18 protein-coding genes and 2 riboswitches are annotated in these 16,346 nt (G+C 67.5%); of the genes, 5 read left to right on the forward strand and 13 right to left on the reverse strand.

The genetic code is table 11. The annotated features are described in order from the left end of the window. Window positions 1–3 precede the first annotated feature (3 nt). The 9 genes from ACWF82_RS29830 to ACWF82_RS29870 all read right to left on the reverse strand — a co-directional run bounded on the left by ACWF82_RS29830 (window position 4) and on the right by ACWF82_RS29870 (window position 8,523). Window positions 4–873, reverse strand: coding sequence for an alpha/beta hydrolase family protein (locus ACWF82_RS29830; RefSeq protein ID WP_452506554.1), 870 nt, complete (start codon window positions 871–873; stop codon window positions 4–6). Continuing rightward, window positions 873–1,505 carry a TetR/AcrR family transcriptional regulator gene (locus ACWF82_RS29835; protein ID WP_229739626.1) on the reverse strand — a complete coding sequence of 211 codons (633 nt, stop codon included), beginning with the start codon at window positions 1,503–1,505 and terminating at the stop codon, window positions 873–875. The genes ACWF82_RS29830 and ACWF82_RS29835 overlap by 1 nt, the downstream gene beginning before the upstream one ends. 333 nt (window positions 1,506–1,838) lie before the next feature. Then, window positions 1,839–2,444 carry an alkylhydroperoxidase domain protein gene (locus ACWF82_RS29840; RefSeq protein ID WP_452506556.1) on the reverse strand — a complete coding sequence of 202 codons (606 nt, stop codon included), beginning with the start codon at window positions 2,442–2,444 and terminating at the stop codon, window positions 1,839–1,841. Further along, window positions 2,441–2,905 carry a CMD domain-containing protein gene (locus tag ACWF82_RS29845; RefSeq protein ID WP_452506558.1) on the reverse strand — a complete coding sequence of 155 codons (465 nt, stop codon included), beginning with the start codon at window positions 2,903–2,905 and terminating at the stop codon, window positions 2,441–2,443. The genes ACWF82_RS29840 and ACWF82_RS29845 overlap by 4 nt, the downstream gene beginning before the upstream one ends. Further along, the gene (locus ACWF82_RS29850; RefSeq protein WP_452506560.1) at window positions 2,902–3,912 is read right to left on the reverse strand and encodes an LLM class flavin-dependent oxidoreductase; all 1,011 of its coding nucleotides are present in this window, start codon (window positions 3,910–3,912) and stop codon (window positions 2,902–2,904) included. Before ACWF82_RS29850 ends, ACWF82_RS29845 begins: the two co-directional genes overlap by 4 nt. Continuing rightward, window positions 3,909–4,655 (reverse strand): ABC transporter ATP-binding protein, encoded by a 747-nt coding sequence (locus tag ACWF82_RS29855; RefSeq protein WP_452506562.1) that lies wholly within the window; start codon window positions 4,653–4,655, stop codon window positions 3,909–3,911. Before ACWF82_RS29855 ends, ACWF82_RS29850 begins: the two co-directional genes overlap by 4 nt. Next, window positions 4,645–5,547: an ABC transporter ATP-binding protein gene (locus ACWF82_RS29860; RefSeq protein ID WP_452506564.1), complete on the reverse strand. Its 903-nt coding sequence runs from the start codon at window positions 5,545–5,547 to the stop codon at window positions 4,645–4,647. The genes ACWF82_RS29855 and ACWF82_RS29860 overlap by 11 nt, the downstream gene beginning before the upstream one ends. After that, a complete protein-coding gene (locus ACWF82_RS29865) occupies window positions 5,528–7,363 on the reverse strand; it encodes an ABC transporter permease (protein ID WP_452506565.1) in 1,836 nt (611 codons plus the stop codon). Before ACWF82_RS29865 ends, ACWF82_RS29860 begins: the two co-directional genes overlap by 20 nt. Continuing rightward, the gene (locus ACWF82_RS29870; protein WP_452506567.1) at window positions 7,363–8,523 is read right to left on the reverse strand and encodes an ABC transporter substrate-binding protein; all 1,161 of its coding nucleotides are present in this window, start codon (window positions 8,521–8,523) and stop codon (window positions 7,363–7,365) included. Before ACWF82_RS29870 ends, ACWF82_RS29865 begins: the two co-directional genes overlap by 1 nt. Before the next feature lie 42 nt (window positions 8,524–8,565). Then, a riboswitch (SAM riboswitch) is annotated at window positions 8,566–8,681 on the reverse strand. Window positions 8,682–8,900: 219 nt separating this feature from the next. On the opposite strand from ACWF82_RS29870, the gene ACWF82_RS29875 reads away from it, so the two are divergent. The 4 genes from ACWF82_RS29875 (at window position 8,901) to ACWF82_RS29890 (ending at window position 12,673) form a co-directional block, all read left to right on the forward strand. Further along, on the forward strand, window positions 8,901–9,527 hold the full coding sequence (locus ACWF82_RS29875; RefSeq protein WP_452506569.1) for an FMN-dependent NADH-azoreductase: 627 nt from the start codon (window positions 8,901–8,903) through the stop codon (window positions 9,525–9,527). Next, window positions 9,505–10,731: an MFS transporter gene (locus ACWF82_RS29880; RefSeq protein WP_452506570.1), complete on the forward strand. Its 1,227-nt coding sequence runs from the start codon at window positions 9,505–9,507 to the stop codon at window positions 10,729–10,731. The genes ACWF82_RS29875 and ACWF82_RS29880 overlap by 23 nt, the downstream gene beginning before the upstream one ends. Before the next feature lie 140 nt (window positions 10,732–10,871). Next, window positions 10,872–11,708 (forward strand): DUF4265 domain-containing protein, encoded by an 837-nt coding sequence (locus ACWF82_RS29885; protein ID WP_452506571.1) that lies wholly within the window; start codon window positions 10,872–10,874, stop codon window positions 11,706–11,708. Window positions 11,709–11,773: 65 nt separating this feature from the next. Then, complete coding sequence (locus tag ACWF82_RS29890; protein ID WP_452506609.1) at window positions 11,774–12,673, forward strand: ADP-ribosylglycohydrolase family protein; 900 nt, start codon at window positions 11,774–11,776, stop codon at window positions 12,671–12,673. A 16-nt stretch (window positions 12,674–12,689) separates the two neighbouring features. Here ACWF82_RS29890 and ACWF82_RS29895 read toward each other — a convergent pair whose 3' ends face one another. The 3 genes from ACWF82_RS29895 to ACWF82_RS29905 are packed head-to-tail and all read right to left on the reverse strand — an operon-like array spanning window position 12,690 to window position 15,009. After that, entirely contained in the window at window positions 12,690–13,529 is an 840-nt protein-coding gene (locus ACWF82_RS29895) for a hypothetical protein (protein ID WP_452506573.1), read from the reverse strand. Next, complete coding sequence (locus tag ACWF82_RS29900; protein WP_452506575.1) at window positions 13,526–14,236, reverse strand: HAD family hydrolase; 711 nt, start codon at window positions 14,234–14,236, stop codon at window positions 13,526–13,528. Before ACWF82_RS29900 ends, ACWF82_RS29895 begins: the two co-directional genes overlap by 4 nt. Next, on the reverse strand, window positions 14,233–15,009 hold the full coding sequence (locus ACWF82_RS29905; protein ID WP_452506577.1) for an AfsA-related hotdog domain-containing protein: 777 nt from the start codon (window positions 15,007–15,009) through the stop codon (window positions 14,233–14,235). The genes ACWF82_RS29900 and ACWF82_RS29905 overlap by 4 nt, the downstream gene beginning before the upstream one ends. Before the next feature lie 14 nt (window positions 15,010–15,023). Continuing rightward, a riboswitch (SAM riboswitch) is annotated at window positions 15,024–15,140 on the reverse strand. 142 nt (window positions 15,141–15,282) lie between these two features. Between ACWF82_RS29905 and ACWF82_RS29910 the strand changes: the two genes are divergently transcribed. Then, entirely contained in the window at window positions 15,283–15,738 is a 456-nt protein-coding gene (locus tag ACWF82_RS29910) for an SRPBCC family protein (protein ID WP_452506579.1), read from the forward strand. Window positions 15,739–15,798: 60 nt separating this feature from the next. On the opposite strand, the gene ACWF82_RS29915 is transcribed toward ACWF82_RS29910, so the two are convergent. Next, a complete protein-coding gene (locus ACWF82_RS29915) occupies window positions 15,799–16,248 on the reverse strand; it encodes a MarR family winged helix-turn-helix transcriptional regulator (RefSeq protein ID WP_452506580.1) in 450 nt (149 codons plus the stop codon). Between the last annotated feature and the right edge of the window lie 98 nt (window positions 16,249–16,346).

Consider the following 16,346-nt stretch of genomic DNA (forward strand, 5'->3'; position numbering starts at 1 on the left):
GCCTCAGCGGTCGCGCAGCCACTTCTCGACGACGTCGACGGTGGAGTCCGGATTGGTGATCCAGCCGTTGTGCCCCAGTGCCTCCGGCTGGAACCACCGGGTGACCTGCGCGGCGGGCAGTTTGCTCAGCAGGTGGTCGGCGGAGGTCTGCGGCGCCAGGTCGTCACCGGCGATGGTGATCGACAGGACGGGGAACTTCAACCGCGAGATCCGTTCCTCGTAGTCGATATCGGCGCCGACGGGCACGAAACGTCCGGTGCGGGCCAGCCGGGCCCAATCCGACATGAGCACCTTGGACTGCCTGCCGTAGGCACGGCGGCCGAGCATGTCGCCCGGCCAGAACCCGGCCAGATTCGACGCGACCGCCACCGCCGCCGTGCCGACCAGCATCCCTGGCCCGAGCACGCCGCGATACCCGCGGAAATACGGTGTGCCCGAAGCGACCAGGATCAGCCCCGCGATCCGGCCACGCGCCCTGGCCGCGTACATGACGGAGAGCTGCCCGCCCATGCTGTGGCCGAGCAGGTACGGGGTGCTGTCGGGGAATCGGGCGCGCACCGCCTGCAGCATCGCCGGGAAGTCGACCGAGGCCAATTCGTGGTAGCCGTAGGCACTGTCGGCATCGGGCCGGTGCGTGCTGTCGCCGTTGCCGCGCAGCTCGCCGATGGCCACGTCGAAACCGCGCTGGGCCAGGCAATCGCCGAAGTACTCGTAGAACTCTCCCGGCACGGCGAGGCCGGGCACGATGACGACGACGGGCCGCGGCGCGTCCGGCGTGACCGGATGCCGGTGTGAGCCACGCGCCGGAATGAGCCGCACGGGCAGTGTGGTTCCGTCGGGAACCTGGATCGGGACGACCTCGACCCGGGGCATCAGGCCCCTACCGCACCGAGAATCACCCGACTCAGCACCTGGATCACGTCGTCCAGCGGCGGCCTCGGATCCGAGCCGCTCCAGCCGTCGACGACATAGTTGACCGCGCCGATGATCGCCAGCACGCGCAACTCGTAGTCGCCGGGCGGGATCTCACCGTGCATGGCGGCGTCCTCGGCGGCACTGGCCAGCAGCGACCCCCACACCCGCCGCAGCTCCAGCCGGAACTTCTCGACCTTGGGGCCGGCGCCGACCACTTCGACCAGCGCCACCCGTGCCTTGCGCGGATCGGCCCCGATCGCCTCGACATAGGCGCGAACGGCGGTCTCGATCTGCTCGAGCACCGGTGCGTCGGTCTTGGCTTCGAGAGCGACGGCGACCGCTTCGCGCGATTGCCGATCGATCTGCTCGTACAGTTCCAACAGCAGCGACTCGCGGCCGGTGAACTCCTCGTAGAACTGACGGGACGAGAGTCCCGCGTCCTTACAGATGGCACCGACCGAACTGTTGGCGTACCCGTCGCGCGCGAAGACCGTCAGGCCTGACTCCAGAAAACGCGCACGCCGCTGGCGTTGCCGGTCCTCTACGGGTTGCCCGGCATACATTCGTCCCGTATTCGCATCCTGTGACATTGTCGCTGACAATACCGAAGGGCCCGATCCCCTCGTCATGGATCGGGCCCTTCGGCCGCCCTTCCGACTTACCGCGCGTTAGCCGAAAGTTGGCTACAGTCCGCTCAGTTACCCGAGGCCTGCGCAGAACCACTGCTGAGCGAGCTGGTCAGCAGGCCGAGCAGGAGGGTCAAAATGTTGCCGTCAGAGCTGTCATCGGTGATGTTGTAAAGCATGTGTCACTCCAAGTTGATGCTTTGTGACTACGTTGTCACTGGCCATTTGCCGTCTCGGACGATACCGAGCCAAATCTGAACAGGGAGTGTTTTAGAGGAATTTTATAGAACTTTTTTGTCACTGCGCACAAGCCCCAAGAACTTCCGGCTCGCCAAGGCTCAACATGAGTCGATTGGCCCACGAGAACGAGGCGGTCGACAGCACCAGATCGTGAATGTCGGCGTCATCGAAGCCCAGCAGGCGCAGCCGTGCCAGTTCCGCGTGCGCGGACCGTGGCGGTTGCGCGGCCAGCGCGGCGGTGAAATCGATGATCGCGTCCCATCGTTCGTCGATCCGTACCGTCACCCCGTCGTCCAGCAGTCGCTGCACATCGTCCGCGCGCTTGGACAACTGAGATGTGAAACGAGAGTGTACCGAAGCGCAGTACTCGCATCTGTTGTACCGGGAAGTAACTGTCGCGGCGAGTTCCCGCTCGGCCCGGGTCAGGCCCTCCCTGCTGTAGAAGATGTCCTTGTCGTTGGCACTGCGATGGGCGAGTACCTCGGGGTTTCGGGCCAGCAGGCGGAAGTAGGGGCTTTCGCCGCGTTGGCCTTCGAGTAGTTGGCGCTGCTGTTCGTCGGCGTCGGCGAGTGCGATGGGTTCGGCCCAGGGCACCCAGTCGAGCTGCTCCTGGGTGAAACCTAGTGGGCGATCGGCTGTCTCGACCGTGCGAACCTCGGTCATCGTGTCGCTCCGATCAGTTCGAGGCCCTTCAGCAGGCGGACCTGGTAGTTCACGAAGCCGACCAGCTGGGAGACGGTGACGATGTCGGTCTCGGTCAGTCCGGCGGCCAGTAGCGCGTCGATGTCGGCGCGGGTGCTGGTCGACGGGGCGGTGGTGAGCCTGGTCGCGTGACGCAGCGCGGCCGTCAGCTTGGCGTCGTTGGCCGAATCTTGTTTGGCACCTGCGATTCCCGCGCGACGGGCGTAGTGCGCCGCGAGTGCGGTGGCCTCGCCGAGCGCGGCTACGTGCGTCGCGATGAGAGCCAGCCGCTCAGGACCGAAGGCAACACCACCAGGACCCGCGAACAGCGAATCATGCACGCCCTGAGTGTGTTCGACGACAGCGGGCCTGCTCCTGCGGACGAGGGCGACCCTGGCCGCCGCCTCGGCGCCGAGCACCGTATCTATGACATCGACGCTCATGCCGAGCCCCTTTCGCTGACCGGCCTGCCGAGTCGCGGGGCGACCTCGGTGGCGAGGAGTTCGATCGATCGCAACGCGGCGCGCTGGTCGGGATCGATCGGGTGGACCTGGACGATGAGATCGGTGGCCGCGGTGACCGCGGTATCGGCGGCCAGCTGGGCGGCGACGTCGTCGGGTGTGCCGATGTAGGAGTCGCGCAGGACTTCCTCGACGCTGGACGCCACCTCCGGAATGCCCGCTGTGCGCAGGTGATCCAGGAAACGCAGGGCGCCGCGCCGGGCCCACCGCTGGGCGTCTTCGCGGTCGTCGGCGACGAAAACGCTGCGGGAGGCGCCTATTCGAGATGTCGCGCCCCGGGGCAGCGCCTGCCGGTAAGCGCTGATCAGCTGGTCCTGGAGCTTGTCGAGCGGGATGCCTTCGTCGCGCGGCTGGGTGCGCGAGAGCAGCAGGCCCGCGCCCGCCGCACCGGCGCGGACGGCACCGGCCACGGAGAAGCTGGCGTACCAGACGCGGTCGCGCAAAGTCGCCACCGGTGGGTGCAACGGTCTGCCCGGCACCAGGTCCGCGCCGTCGAGCGCCGCGGTGATCGCCGCCAGTTTCTCGGCGTATACGCGCTGCTTGTCCTCGGGGGCGATGCCGAACAACGCGAAGGTGCTCTTGGAACCACCACTGCCGAAACCCAATTCGAGCCTGCCATCGGACAGGATGTCCAGCACAGCCGCGTCCTCGGCGACCCGGATCGCGTCCTCCAGGCCGAGAGTCACGATGGCGGTGCCGAGCCGGATCCGGTCGAAGCGCGCCGCGGCGTTGGCGAGGAATACCAGCGGCGACGGAAGTCCGCCCTCGGCGGGGTCGACGTGATGCTGTGCGACCCAGGCGGTGTCGTAGCCGAGCCGTTCGGCCAGGCCGATCTGTTCCAGCGCATCGCTGTAGACCTTCGCCGCGCTCTGCTCGTCGTCATAGCGGACCAGCCGGGTGAACAGCCCCAGCCGCTTACCTTCGCTCATGCCGGTACCTTCCCCAGGTAGGCGTCGCGGATGGCGGGATCGTCGAGCAGTTCGGTGGCGGTGCCACGCAACACGATCCGGCCGCCGGCCAGCACATTGCCGGTGTGCGCGATCGACAACGCGAGTTCGGCTTGCTGTTCCACGATCAGGATGGCCAGCCCCAATTCGGTATTGAGCCGGGCGATCTCGTCGAGCACCCGGTCGACGAACAGCGGCGACAGGCCCATGGTCGGCTCGTCCATGCAGATCGGCCGGGGTTTGCTCATCAGCGCCCTGGCGAAGGCGAGCATCTGCTGTTCGCCGCCGGACAGGGTGCCCGCCTGCTGGGCGCGGCGCTCGCGCAGGCGCGGGAAGTGCTCGTACAGTTCGGTGGCCCTGGCTGCCAGCACCGAACGCCGCTCCTTGCGGATATAGCCGCCGACGTAGAGGTTCTCCTCCACCGTCATCGCCGGGAACACGCGCCTGGCCTCCGGCACCGAGGCGAGACCGGCTTCGATCCGGGTCGCGGGTGAGCTGGTACTCACGTCGACACCGTCGATGCGGACCGCCCCGGAACTCGGGCGCAGCAGGCCGAGCGCGGTTTTCATCGTTGTCGACTTGCCGGAGGCATTGCCGCCGAGCAGCGAGACGATCTCCCCGGGACGCACCGTCAGCGACACCTTGTCCAGTGCCCGCGAGGGCCCGTAGTGCACGCTCACCTCGTCGAATTCCAGGATGGGCGTGGCAATCTCGTCATTCGGCACCGACAGTCACCTTCTCTGCTCCTGTCTCGTTCGCGGCGGAGGCGCGCGCCCTGCGGCGCCCCAGGTACGCCTCGATGACGCGCTCGTCCCGCTGGATCTGTTCCGGGCTGCCCTCGGCGATGATCCGGCCTTCGTCGAGCACGATCACCCGGTCCGAGAGCGCGTTCACCAGTTCCAGTTTGTGCTCCACGAGCACGATGGTCTGACCTGCGGCTTTCAGCTCGGCGAGTTGCTGCCCGACCTCGGCGGTCTCGGTCTGGTTCATGCCGGCGGCCGGCTCGTCGAGCAGCAGCACCGTGGGTCGCAGGGCCAGTGCCCTGGCGATCTCGGTGCGGCGGCGATTGGCGTAGGACAGGGTGTAGGCGTTGTGCTCGGCGCGGGGTTCGAGTCGTTCGGCGAACCTGGCCAGCTGGGTATCCACGAGAGCGGTGGTCGCGCGCCGTTCCGCGCGCACCGCCGGGGTCGGCACCAGCGCCAGCACCGTCTCGGCCAGCAGCGGAATCCAGCGCAGGACCGGGATCCGTGCCAGCGACTGCCACGGCCTTGCCGCGGTGACCGTCGGGTGGAAGCCGATCTCGACGTTCTCGCGCACGGTCAGATTCCCGAACACCCTGCCGTTCTGGAAGGTCCTGGCGATGCCTGCACGCGCCGCTGCCTCCTGCGAGCCGGGCCGCAGCCGAGTGCCTGCCACCTCGACGCGCCCCTCGTCCGGGCGCAGCACACCCGAGATGAGGTTGACGGTGGTCGTCTTGCCGGATCCGTTGGGCCCGATGATCGACACGAATTCGCCGGGTGCGACCGACAATTCGATGCCGTCGACCGCGCGGACGCCGCCGAAGGACTTGCGCAGTCCGGTGACCACGAGCACGGGCTCACGTGGGGACGGGGACACGTTCACTCCTCACCAGAACGCCCTGCGGACGGAACCGGATGATCAGCAGCAGCACCACGCCGTAGAGCAGGATGCGTGCCTCCGGCGCCAGCCGCAGCGCCTCGGGGACACCGATCAGCACCGCGGCGCCGAGCACCGCGCCGTACGGCGATCCGGTGCCGCCGAGCACGAGCACGGTGATGATCAGCAGGGACATGGGCAGGTTGAACACGGTCGGGTCGATATAGCTGTACTGGTGGGCCAGCAGCGCGCCCGCGATCCCGGAGAACAGGGCGCTGATCGCGAAGGCGAGCGCCTTGTAGTCGCGCACCGGGATACCGGATGACCTGGCCGCGACCTCGTCGGCGCCGACGGCCCGCAAAGCGGTACCGAGCCGGGACCGCTGCACCCCGACCACCACCGCGAGGGTGATCGCGAGGAACACCAGCTCCAGCCAGAACACCTCGATGTTCTCGGTGAACTCGTGGCCGAGGATGCTCGGCACCGGAATCCCGAAGATGCCGTAGCTGCCCCTGGTGAGCGACTCCCAGTTGCGGATCACCGCGACGATCACGATGCCGATGCCGAGCGTGGCGATCGCGACATAGTGCCCGTTCAGATTCCACAGCGGCGCGGCCAGGATCGAGGAGAGCACCGCGGCCAGCACACCGCCTGCCAGGGCCGCGGCGAGAAACGGCCAGTCGTGATTCACCGTCAGGATCGCCGAGGTGTAGGCGCCGATCGCGATCGGCCCGGCCTGCCCGATCACCAGCTGTCCCGCCGAGCCAGCCACCAGTGTCATCGAGACCGCGATGATGGCGTAGGCGAGGATCTGTGTGCCAACCACGATGGCGTAGTTGTTCGCGACCAGCGGCACGATCAGCGCCGCCACCGCGAACGCCGCGACCGCGTGCCACCACCGCACCCTGAGCTGCCTGCCGACACCGAGGAACGTGCCGGTGAGCGGTTCGGCGCTGATGGCGGGCACCTTCGCCAGCAGGCCGCCGGGCCGCAGGATCAGGAACGCCACCAGCACGCCGAAGGTGATCAGGTCGCGGTAGCCGTCGCCGAAGACGTAGATCCCGAACGCCTCCAGAATGCCGAGCGCGAAGCCGCCGATCACCGCGCCGGGAATCGAGCCGAGACCGCCGATGGTGGCGGCGACGAAGCCGGTGAGCCCGGCGAGGGTGCCGCTGGTCGGCGAGATGTTCGAGTTGTACAGGCCGACAAAGATTCCCGCGAGACCACCCAGCCCGGCGGCGATCGCGAAGGCGAGCACCTGAATGCGCGACACCCCGATCCCCATTTGCGCGGCGGCGTCCGGGTCCTGGGCGGTGGCCCGGATGGCAAGGCCGTACCGGCTGAATCGCAGGAATCCGGCCAGCCCGACCATGACCGCGAGGGTGATCGCGAACATCACCAGATCGGAGGTGCCGAAACGGACACCGCCGAGCTGGAAGTTGTTGGTTGGCAATACCTGCGGAAACGGTCTGGTGTCCGGTCCGAACACGATCTGGGTCAGGTTCTCGATGATCAACCCGGCCGCGACCGTCGCCAGCAGCGCCGCGATGGCGGGTGCCTTGCGCAACGGGTGCACGGCCAGGACATCGATGAGAATGCCGACCACGGCGGTGATCGCGACCACCAGCACGATGGTCAGCCACAGCGGCAAGCCCTGTTCGGCGATCAGCCACCAGCCCAGGATCGACCCGAGCGCGAAGACGGCACCGTGCGCGAAGTTGATGACATTGGTGACGCCGAAGATGAGGGTGATGCCAACGGCGAGCAGCGCGTACGCATTGCCATGGACCACACCGGCGACGAGCGTGTCGAACATCAGCGATTGCCGGTCGGGACGAACTTTCCGCCCGTCAGCACCAGTTCACGCGGGGTCACGCCCTTCGGGCGCCGGGTCTCCTGATCGAAAGCGAAAGTGCCGAGCCCGATTCCGGTGAACCGGGTTTCGGTCTTCAAGCCATCGAGGACGCCTTCGCGAGTGGCCCCGCCCTTCTTGGCCGCCTGCACCACCACATTCAGGGCGTCGTAGGCGTAGACGTTGAAGTCGCCCGGGTCGGTGTTGAACTTCGCGCGGAACTTGGTGACGAAGTCCTGCACCTTCGGGTCGGGATCGGCCGGGCTGAAGATGCCGTTGACGATGTCGCCCTCGGCCGCCGCGCCCGCCAGCGAGATGAACTGCGGGGTGTTCTGGCCACCGAAGAACTGACCGGTGAAGCCGACGTCACGCAGCTGCTTGACCACCAGCGCGCCGTCGGGACCGTACCCGAGGTGCACGAACGCCTCCGGGTTCGCCTCGCGGCCCTTGATCAGGATCGGCTTCACATCGGTGGAGTCGGGCAGGATCGGCGAGGAGTAGGCGATCTCGACGCCCTTCTGCTCGGCGAACTTCTCGAAGAACTGGAATGCCTGCTTGCCCCAGTCGGTTTCGAGATAGACCACCGACACCTTCTTGGCCTTCTTGCTCACCCACTCGGCATTGCGCTCCTGGAACACATCGAGGGTGATGGACGGGCTCCACGAGTAGGCACCCGCCTTGGTGAAGTCCACCGCGGAGTTGGTGAAGCCGTACTGGACGAGCTTGCCGCGGTTGTAGATCGGCGACGCGGCGATCGAGGCGGGCGAGGAGAAGTCACCGAGCTCGGCGATGATCGAGGAGTCGTCGACGAACTTGGTGGCGATCGGCACGGTCTGCTTGGGATCGGATTGCGAGTCCTCCCACTTCAATTCGACCTTGCGGCCATTGATGCCGCCCGCGGCGTTGATCTCGTCGAGGGCGAGGTCGAAGCCCTGCTGCCACAGCCGGCCGTACTCGGCGGACGGACCGGTGCGCGGACCGGAAACGCCGAAATACACAGTTCCGTTCGCGGATTCACCGCCCGCGTCGCTGCAACCGACCACCGCGGCCGCCACACTCACCGCGGCCAGCGCGCCCGCCACAATCTTGAAACGACGGCGCGAGCCGATCGAGAACTTGCTCATTGATGATTTTCCTTCGAATCCGGACGCCACGGAAACCCGGGCATTCAGCGCTTGCGCTCTCCTTTCGAGAACGCCTGGTCGTCACCCGGGGCACCCCACCGCCAAGCGAGGGTTGCCGATCAGCGAGCCGGGGCTCGAAACTGCTGATACTCGTGACCGTGGGTCGAAATGTAGCAGCAGGTCAGCGACGGATCCGACGCGTGCGATCGCATTCGATGATGTTCCGGGACAGCCGGATACGGCTCTAGCTGCGGTGATCGGTGGCGCGGCTGGTTGCGATCAGCTCGAGACAAATGACCGGGCAGGCACGGCGAGGATCAGCGCAGCGTGCGACAAATCATTGTCGAGGGTCGGCGGCCTCGGTACTGCTATTCCCCATGACCACTCTGCTACACATCAATGCCTCCGCACGCGGCGAATTCAGCCAATCTCGCGCCATCGCACAGACTTTCATCGAAACGCTCGCCGCGAAGGATTCCAGCTTGCAGGTCGACACGCTCGATCTGTTCGACGCGGGTCTGCCCGAATTCGGCACCGACGCGGCCGCGGCCAAACTGGCCGTGTTCACCGGGTCGGAGCAGACGCCCGAACAGGTCGCCGCCTGGGAGCAGGCGCGCGCGGTGTTCGACCGGTTCGCCGCCGCCGATCTCTATGTCGTCAACATCCCGATCTGGAACCACGGGGTGCCCTACATCCTCAAGCAGTACGTCGACATCGTCACCCAGCCCGGGTGGGCGTTCGGCTTCGATCCCGAGGTCGGTTACAGCGGTCTGCTCGACGGCAAGCGCGCCGTCACCGTCTACACCAGCGGCGTGCACCAGCCGGGCGTGCCGATCCAGTTCGGCAGCGACTTCGCCACCCCGTTCGTGCAGGACTGGCTCCGGTTCATCGGCGTCAAGGACGTCGCCGAGATCCGCTTCGCCCCGACCGTGCTCACCGAGGACCCGCAGGTCGGCTTCGCCGCGGCACAGGAACGTGCGCGTGAGCTCGCCGGCGACTACTGAGACCTGGGCGCCGACCGGGCGCACCGTCGCGACGATCTGCGCCGTCGGCATTCTCGTCGTCGGCCAGCTGTACGTGGTGCTCCCGGTCCTTGGCGATCTCGCCGCGGCGTGGGGCACCTCCCGCGCCGCGGCGACCTGGACGACCACCGCGTTCGGGCTGGCCTACGGCGCCGGATTCCTGGTGACCGGGCCGCTGTCGGACCGGTGGGGCCGCCGCCCCGTGATCGTGGGCGGCCTCGCCGCGACAGCGGTGTCCACGCTGGTCGTGATCGCCGCACCGACCCTCGGCGCCGGACTCGCCGCCCGGATCCTCCAGGGACTCACCGCGTCCTTCTTCGCCCCCGCCGCCTTCGCCTACCTCGCCGAGCGCATCGCCCCCGCCCGCCGTGTCTTCGCCCTCACCTGCCTGACCAGCTCGTTCCTCGGGGCGGGGGTGATCGCGCAGGTGCTGGCCCAGCTCGTGGACGACGCCTTCGGGTGGCGGGCGGTATTCGTGACCGGCGCACTGGGTTTCGGGCTATCGGCGGTGGTTCTGCACGCTGTCCTCGAGCCGGGCAAGCGCGCGACCACGGCATCGGCGAGCACGGTGTTCACCGCGTTCGCCACCCTGCTGCGCACCCCGCGCCTGACCCTGCTCTACCTGAGCTGCCTCGCCGTCCTCGGCTCCTTCGTCGGCATCTACACCGGCATCCAGCTGGCACCGCCCGCCGGCATCGGTGCCGACGGTGCCACATTGCTCGCACTACGGGCCAGCGCGATCCCGGCCATGATCGCGATCCCCCTGCTTGCCACCAGATTGGCGGCGATCAATCCGGAACTGCGCTTGATCAGCGCTCTCGCCGCGGCAGGTGCTGCGGCCGGAATCACCGCGATCCCGCTGGGTGGAATCTGGGTCGGTACCTGGCTTTTCGTCTTCGTCGCCGCGGTGGCCACTGCCGCCCCCGCAGCCGTCCAAGCGATCGCCGCCCAGGCAGGTGACGCCAGGGGTGCGGCCACCGCGCTGTACACGTTCGCCCTGTTCCTCGGCGCCAGCGCGGGCCCACAACTGGCCAACCTGGTCGCCGGGAACGGATTCACCGCCGTGGCACTCGTCATCGCCGCGCTCGGATTCGTGGGAGCAGCACTGGCTTTCGCCTCGACAAGGGTGCAGCGATTTCCGGGTCTTCGAGACAGCGCGACCATCGACCCGAGAAATTCGGACTGATCACGGAAACCGCCGCCCGCTCTTCTCCCACCGTCACCGGCCGTCTTCGGGTAGTCGGTCGAGGCACTGCGTCCGTTGCATGCCGCATTACGTGCTGACCTGTTCCAGATTTAGGGGCGCGCCCTGGCATGCTCTCCGGTATGACGGTGGGTGAGAGCGGCGAGGTCGACTACGTCCGGGTGGTGTTTCGGCTGCCGGACGATCCGGCCGGGTGGCATTCGTTCGGGACAGAGCGGATGTGGGCGGTGCGGGTCGACGAAACCCGGGTTCGGCTGGACAACATCCCGTTTCATGCCCGCGATATCGCGTGCGGCGATGTCATCGCGGTCGAGGCCGGCGACGACGGCGTGCTGTGGGCGGGAGACGTGCTCGAATCGTCAGGGAACTGCACGATCCGGGTCATCCCGGCCGACGGATGTCTGCGGGCGGAAGTTCGCCAGGCGGTCCTCGACGCCTTCGAACCGCTCGGGGTCGACGGCGAGGGCAGCCGCACCGGCCTTGTCGCGCTGAATGTCCCGCCGAGCAGCGATATCGAGGAAACCAAAGCCACTCTCGCGCAAGGACATGCCGACGGCCTGTGGTTCTACGACCTCGGTTCGGTGACCGAGCGGTGGCGCACCGCGACCCCCGCGCTTCCCGATCGCAATCCCAGCGACCCGCCACCCGAGTCCTACGGTCTCGCCTTCCCCGACGATCTCGCCGCGTGCGTCTACAACACCGTCGCGTCCGGCGAACGCCCCGCACTGGTCGTTGTCCACGACCCCGAGGGTGACTGGATCATCGGCGACGGCTCCGACGACCCGCTCGACCCGGACACCGCGGCCCTCGTCCACATCCAGCACGTGGCGGATACCGACTCCGCCGTCACCGAACTGGCAGCCCTGCCACCCGGCAAGCTGGCCTGGCGCAATCAACCCTCCGATCCCTGGACCATCGAAGACTTCGCCTACCCCGACGAGTCCGAGAGCGACGACTGAGCGAGGTCGGCGCACGGGTTCTGGTTGCAGTGACCACTATCAGTTGGCAGGATGGCTCGCACATGATGGAGCGATTCGAGACAGCTCGGGACAGCCTGGATGGGCTGTCGGTAGGTGATGCGTTAGGGGCTCAGTTCTTCGTACCTGGGCGATCGGTGTCCGATCTTCTCGCCGGGCGGCCGCCCGCCGGTCCCTGGGAGTGGACCGATGACACCGAGATGGCGTGTTCGGTCTTCACCGAGTTGCGGGAGCGCGGGCGGATCGACCGCGATGCGCTGGCGGCCACTTTCGCCGATCGGTGCGAGCCGTATCGGGGATACAGCGGCGGCACAGTTGCTGTGCTGCACCAGATTCGGGATGGCCGGCCCTGGGCTGAGGCGGCGGGTGCGCTGTTCGGCGGAGGTGGTTCGTGGGGGAACGGTGCGGCGATGCGGGTGGCGCCGCTCGGGGCGTATTTCGCCGGGGAGTTCGATCGGGCCGCGGCGGAGGCTGCGTCGGCGGCGGAGCTGACGCACCGGCATCCTGAGGCGATCGTGGGGGCGATGGTTGTCGCGGTGGCGGCGAGCTGGGCGGCGGCGAATCGCGGAAAAGACTGTGCACCAGTGGAACTGCTGGACGCGGTGGAGCCGTATCTGGTCGACGGCCGGACGGCGAGCGGGGTGCGGCGCGCCAGGAAGCTCCTCGGCCGATCGGTGGCCGAGGCTTCCTACGAACTGGGTAACGGAGCGCAGGTCAGCGCGCAGGACACGGTGCCGTTCACGCTGTGGGCGGCGGCGAGTTTCCTGGACGACTATCCCGCCGCGATCACCGCGTGTGTCGAGGCCGGTGGGGATGCGGACACCACCGCGGCGATCGTCGGCGGAATCGTGGCCGCGCGCACGGGGATCGGGACGCAGGGCGGTGTGCCGGAGGAATGGCTGGCAGCGCGGGAGGCGCTGCCAGCCTGGGTGACACGGCGAGGGTGACGGTGCCGCGCTCCGGTCAGGGACGGGTTCTGAACTCCTCGAAGGTCGGGGTGGGGAGTTTGAGCTGGGCGTGGATGTCGCCGCCGAGGCCGAAGTGGCCGATCGCGCCGCCATAATTCTGCTGGTAGCTCTGCCAGAGGACGACCACGCTGATGATGCGGTTCGCGCCGGGGGTGGCTGGGTCGGGGAAGGGGTTGGGGAGGGTAGCCCGGTAGGTGGCGGTGCCGTCGGCGGTCGTGATGAAGACATTGGGGACACCGAGTGGGCCGGGGCGGGTGGGTGCGGCCGGGTTCAGGTCGCCTGAGCGCAAGGACATGATCGTGTAGAGGGAATCGGGGATCAATCCGCTGAGTTCGAAATGGAATTCGCCGTGGTGCTCGTCGTCGCTGATCGCGACCTCCACCGTGCCGCGCGCTTCCAGCCAGCGGCCGAGGGTGATCGGTTCGGTGAGTTTGCGGCCGTCCTCGGGGCGCAGGTCCGGGATCGGCACCTCGTGGAAGGGGTAGCTCGGTCGCACCACCTCCCCCGCGTTCGGGAGCTGGTCGGGAGCGAAGACCATCGGGTAGTTGTGTGCGGGCAGGGGCAAGGGCAGCGTGTGCAGGACCAGATTCGCGTCGTCGATCGAAAGCTTCTCGGGGAGTTCACGAATCACGCGGTACGGCAGGTTCTCGCCGAAGGCGGGCAGCGGGGTGTCGGCCGCGACGACAGCACGTCCCCATCGACGCGTCACCGTGCCGTCGGGGCCCGCCTCGTTGAGGAAGCCGACGACGAGGAAATCGCCGTCGGCGTCCACGATTTCGCTGGGTGGGTAGAGCGGACCCTGGGTGGTCGGGGTCAGGTCGTAGAGCCGTTTCACCACGTGGATACCACTTTTCGATCGCCGGAGATTTCGATGCCGTTCGCGTCGCCGACACGGTCGCCCAGTCTGCGCCAGGCAGCGGTCGCGGCGGCCAGCAGGTGCGGGTCGTCGCCGCGGTGGAAGGGGTGCGCGACGATCCACAGGAAGGGTAGGTCGGTGCTGTGGTCGCCGTAGCCCCAGGTGTCGTCGGGGCTGATGCCGTGTTCGCGCAGGTAGGCCACCACCGCTTCGCCTTTGGCATCGCCGATCATCGGCCGGTGGACCTCGCCGGTCAGCGAGCCGTGTTCGTCGAGCACCGGCTCGGTGGCGATGATGTGATCGGCACCGACCGCGGCGGCCACCGGAGCGATCGCCGGTGCGAACGATCCGGAGAGCAGGACGGTGCGAACGCCTGAATCATGATGTGCGCGCAGTGCTTCCAAGGTATCGAGATAGAACGGCGCGCCATCCGCGGCGAAGGTGTCGAACCAGCGCTGCCCCGACTCATCGAGCGCGGCGTACTCGACTCCGCGATAGATCCGGTAGTAGTGGCGGTTGATCTCCTCGCGCGGAGTGCCCGCTGCCGCCAGCTGTTTGATCTCGCCGGTGATGCGCGCGTACTCGCTGCCGTCGTCACCGCGCTCGGTGAGCCAGTGCCGCAGGAACGCGAACATGCTCTTGACGGTGATCAACGTTTCGTCGACATCGAAGAACGCCACGCTCATGCCGACTCCGCCAGGTGCGCGGTGACCGCCTTGGCCGCCTTGGCTCGCTCGATCTGCGCGATGCGGTCGTTGGGCAGCGCGGTGAACTCGATGCGCGAGCCGGCCACGGTCTTGCCGAATTGACGCACCTCGGTCTCGATGACGAACTGCAGCTTGCCGGGATCGTCCACCGAGACCGGCGTGAGCCGGGCGTGCAGGGTCGCGGGCAGCGGGAACAGGAACGAGGTGAACCGCAGGTCCACGTTGTTCCACACGATGTAGAAGTGCTCCTGCGGCCTGCGCACGCCGTATTCGAGTTCGAACGCGGCCAGGAACAGCTGGCGCACCGCCTCGATCACCACGATGCCCTGCACGTGCTCACCGGTCTGATGGTCGAGCAGCAGTTCGTTGTCGCTGTCGAGGCGCAGGTCGGCGCGGAAGACGTTCTCGTTCTCCCTGGTCAGCCCGGCCAACAGCACATTGGAATGCTGGTACTTGTGCACGTGATGGCGGCGGGCCGGTTCGGCGATCTCGCCGACCACCCGCAGCCGGGCCCCGGCGGTCTGCGCGACATGCTCGAGGTAATCGAGATCGTGCCGGGTGATGCCCTGCCCCAGGTGCACCGTCAACTCCCGATCGGTGAGACGGCCGCCGCGCAACAGGGCGACGAGTCCCGACACGGTGTGCACCCGGTCGTCCGCGGAGATTCCGAGAAACCGGTCGGCGACCACGACGAAGGTGGTCGCCACCGTTTCCGGGGCACGGGTGGCGGAGTCGAGTTGGACAACAGACATGGATAGAACCTCCAGAAGGACGCTTATGGCGGGTGGGAACTCCCCGCCATCCGGTCGTCACCCGGAGCACCCCGCCCCCGATGGAGGGTTGCCGCCCAGCAAGCCGGGGCTCGAAGCTGGAACTCGTGACCGTCGAACGAAAATTATTCGGGCGCAGAACTTTTGAACAGTGTTGCGACCAGGTTGCGAAAAATCCGACCACGGGCGGAAGATCCCCTGGTCGACGATGCCTATGCTGTGCGTGACAGTCCGTCACACCCACCGGAGGCACCGTTGCCGAACAATCTCGAAGCCAGCATCGACATCGCCGCAGCGCCGGAGAAGGTGTGGTCGATCCTGGCCGACCTGCGCCGCATGCCCGAGCTCAGCCCGACCACGCTGAAGATGATCGCCGTCGGTGGGGTCCGCGACGGCGCCTACACCGTCAATCTGAACAAGGTCGGCTGGAAGGTGTACCCGACCACCTCGCGCATCGTGAGCTACGAGCCAAGCAAGTCCTTCGCGTTCCGGATGAACGAGAACCGCACGGTGTGGCGCTACGAGCTCCAGCCGACCGCCACCGGCACCCGCGTTGTCGAAACCCGCACCGTCGACCCCGTCAAGGGCGTGCCGGCGTGGCTGCGCGGGACGATCAAGGTCGCCCTCGGTGGTGAGGAGAAGTTCGAGGCCGACCTGGTCGCGGGCATGAACGAAACCCTCAGCAAGGTCAAGGCTGTCGCAGAGCGCTGACCTGCACAAACCCCGAGAGCCCGCCGGATGATCCGGCGGGCTCTCGGCGTTGCCGGACTGTCAGGGCAGGTCTGCGCGGATCTCGTCGAGCGCCTCCGCCGTCCGCGTGAGCAGCGCCGTCACGGTCGCCAGTTCCTCGGCGGTGAACCGCGCCGCGAGATCGCGTTCCACGGCGACCGCGCGCACGTCACCCGCGGCGGTCACCTCGCGGCCCGCCTCGGTCAGCCGGGTCTCGAGCACGTTCTTGTGCCATTCGTGCGGCGTGCGCTCGACCAGGCCACGGTCCTGGAGGTTGGTCAGGACGGTGTTCATGGTCGGTGGCGTGACCCCAGCCAGCCGGGCCAGCGCGGCGGCGGAGATGCCGGGGTTCTCCGCGAGGTGTAGCAGGGCGCTGTACTGCGGGACGGTCAGCCCGGCCGGCTTCAGCGCGGCGGTCTTCGCCGCGATCAGGGACTGCTCGGCGCGCTTGATATACGTGCCGAGCCTCTCGGCGGCGGGCATGGACGTCATGCGTGCATGGTATCCGTCCGTCATCATGTAATGCCCTTGACGATCATTAGAGCTCTAATCTACATTTCTGCCCATCACTTGATGTCTGGCATTACATC

The sequence above is a fragment of the Nocardia sp. NPDC055053 genome, from assembly GCF_053608285.1.

Coding starts and splice junctions, on each gene's coding strand:
- ACWF82_RS29830 (WP_452506554.1), bottom strand. CDS start 873: ATGCCCCGGGTCGAGGTCGTCCCGATCCAGGTTCCCGACGGAACCACA.
- ACWF82_RS29850 (WP_452506560.1), bottom strand. CDS start 3,912: ATGAGCGAAGGTAAGCGGCTGGGGCTGTTCACCCGGCTGGTCCGCTAT.
- ACWF82_RS29835 (WP_229739626.1), bottom strand. CDS start 1,505: ATGTCACAGGATGCGAATACGGGACGAATGTATGCCGGGCAACCCGTA.
- ACWF82_RS29870 (WP_452506567.1), bottom strand. CDS start 8,523: ATGAGCAAGTTCTCGATCGGCTCGCGCCGTCGTTTCAAGATTGTGGCG.
- ACWF82_RS29885 (WP_452506571.1), top strand. CDS start 10,872: ATGACGGTGGGTGAGAGCGGCGAGGTCGACTACGTCCGGGTGGTGTTT.
- ACWF82_RS29845 (WP_452506558.1), bottom strand. CDS start 2,905: ATGAGCGTCGATGTCATAGATACGGTGCTCGGCGCCGAGGCGGCGGCC.
- ACWF82_RS29890 (WP_452506609.1), top strand. CDS start 11,774: ATGGAGCGATTCGAGACAGCTCGGGACAGCCTGGATGGGCTGTCGGTA.
- ACWF82_RS29915 (WP_452506580.1), bottom strand. CDS start 16,248: ATGACGTCCATGCCCGCCGCCGAGAGGCTCGGCACGTATATCAAGCGC.
- ACWF82_RS29900 (WP_452506575.1), bottom strand. CDS start 14,236: ATGAGCGTGGCGTTCTTCGATGTCGACGAAACGTTGATCACCGTCAAG.
- ACWF82_RS29865 (WP_452506565.1), bottom strand. CDS start 7,363: ATGTTCGACACGCTCGTCGCCGGTGTGGTCCATGGCAATGCGTACGCG.
- ACWF82_RS29840 (WP_452506556.1), bottom strand. CDS start 2,444: ATGACCGAGGTTCGCACGGTCGAGACAGCCGATCGCCCACTAGGTTTC.
- ACWF82_RS29875 (WP_452506569.1), top strand. CDS start 8,901: ATGACCACTCTGCTACACATCAATGCCTCCGCACGCGGCGAATTCAGC.
- ACWF82_RS29905 (WP_452506577.1), bottom strand. CDS start 15,009: ATGTCTGTTGTCCAACTCGACTCCGCCACCCGTGCCCCGGAAACGGTG.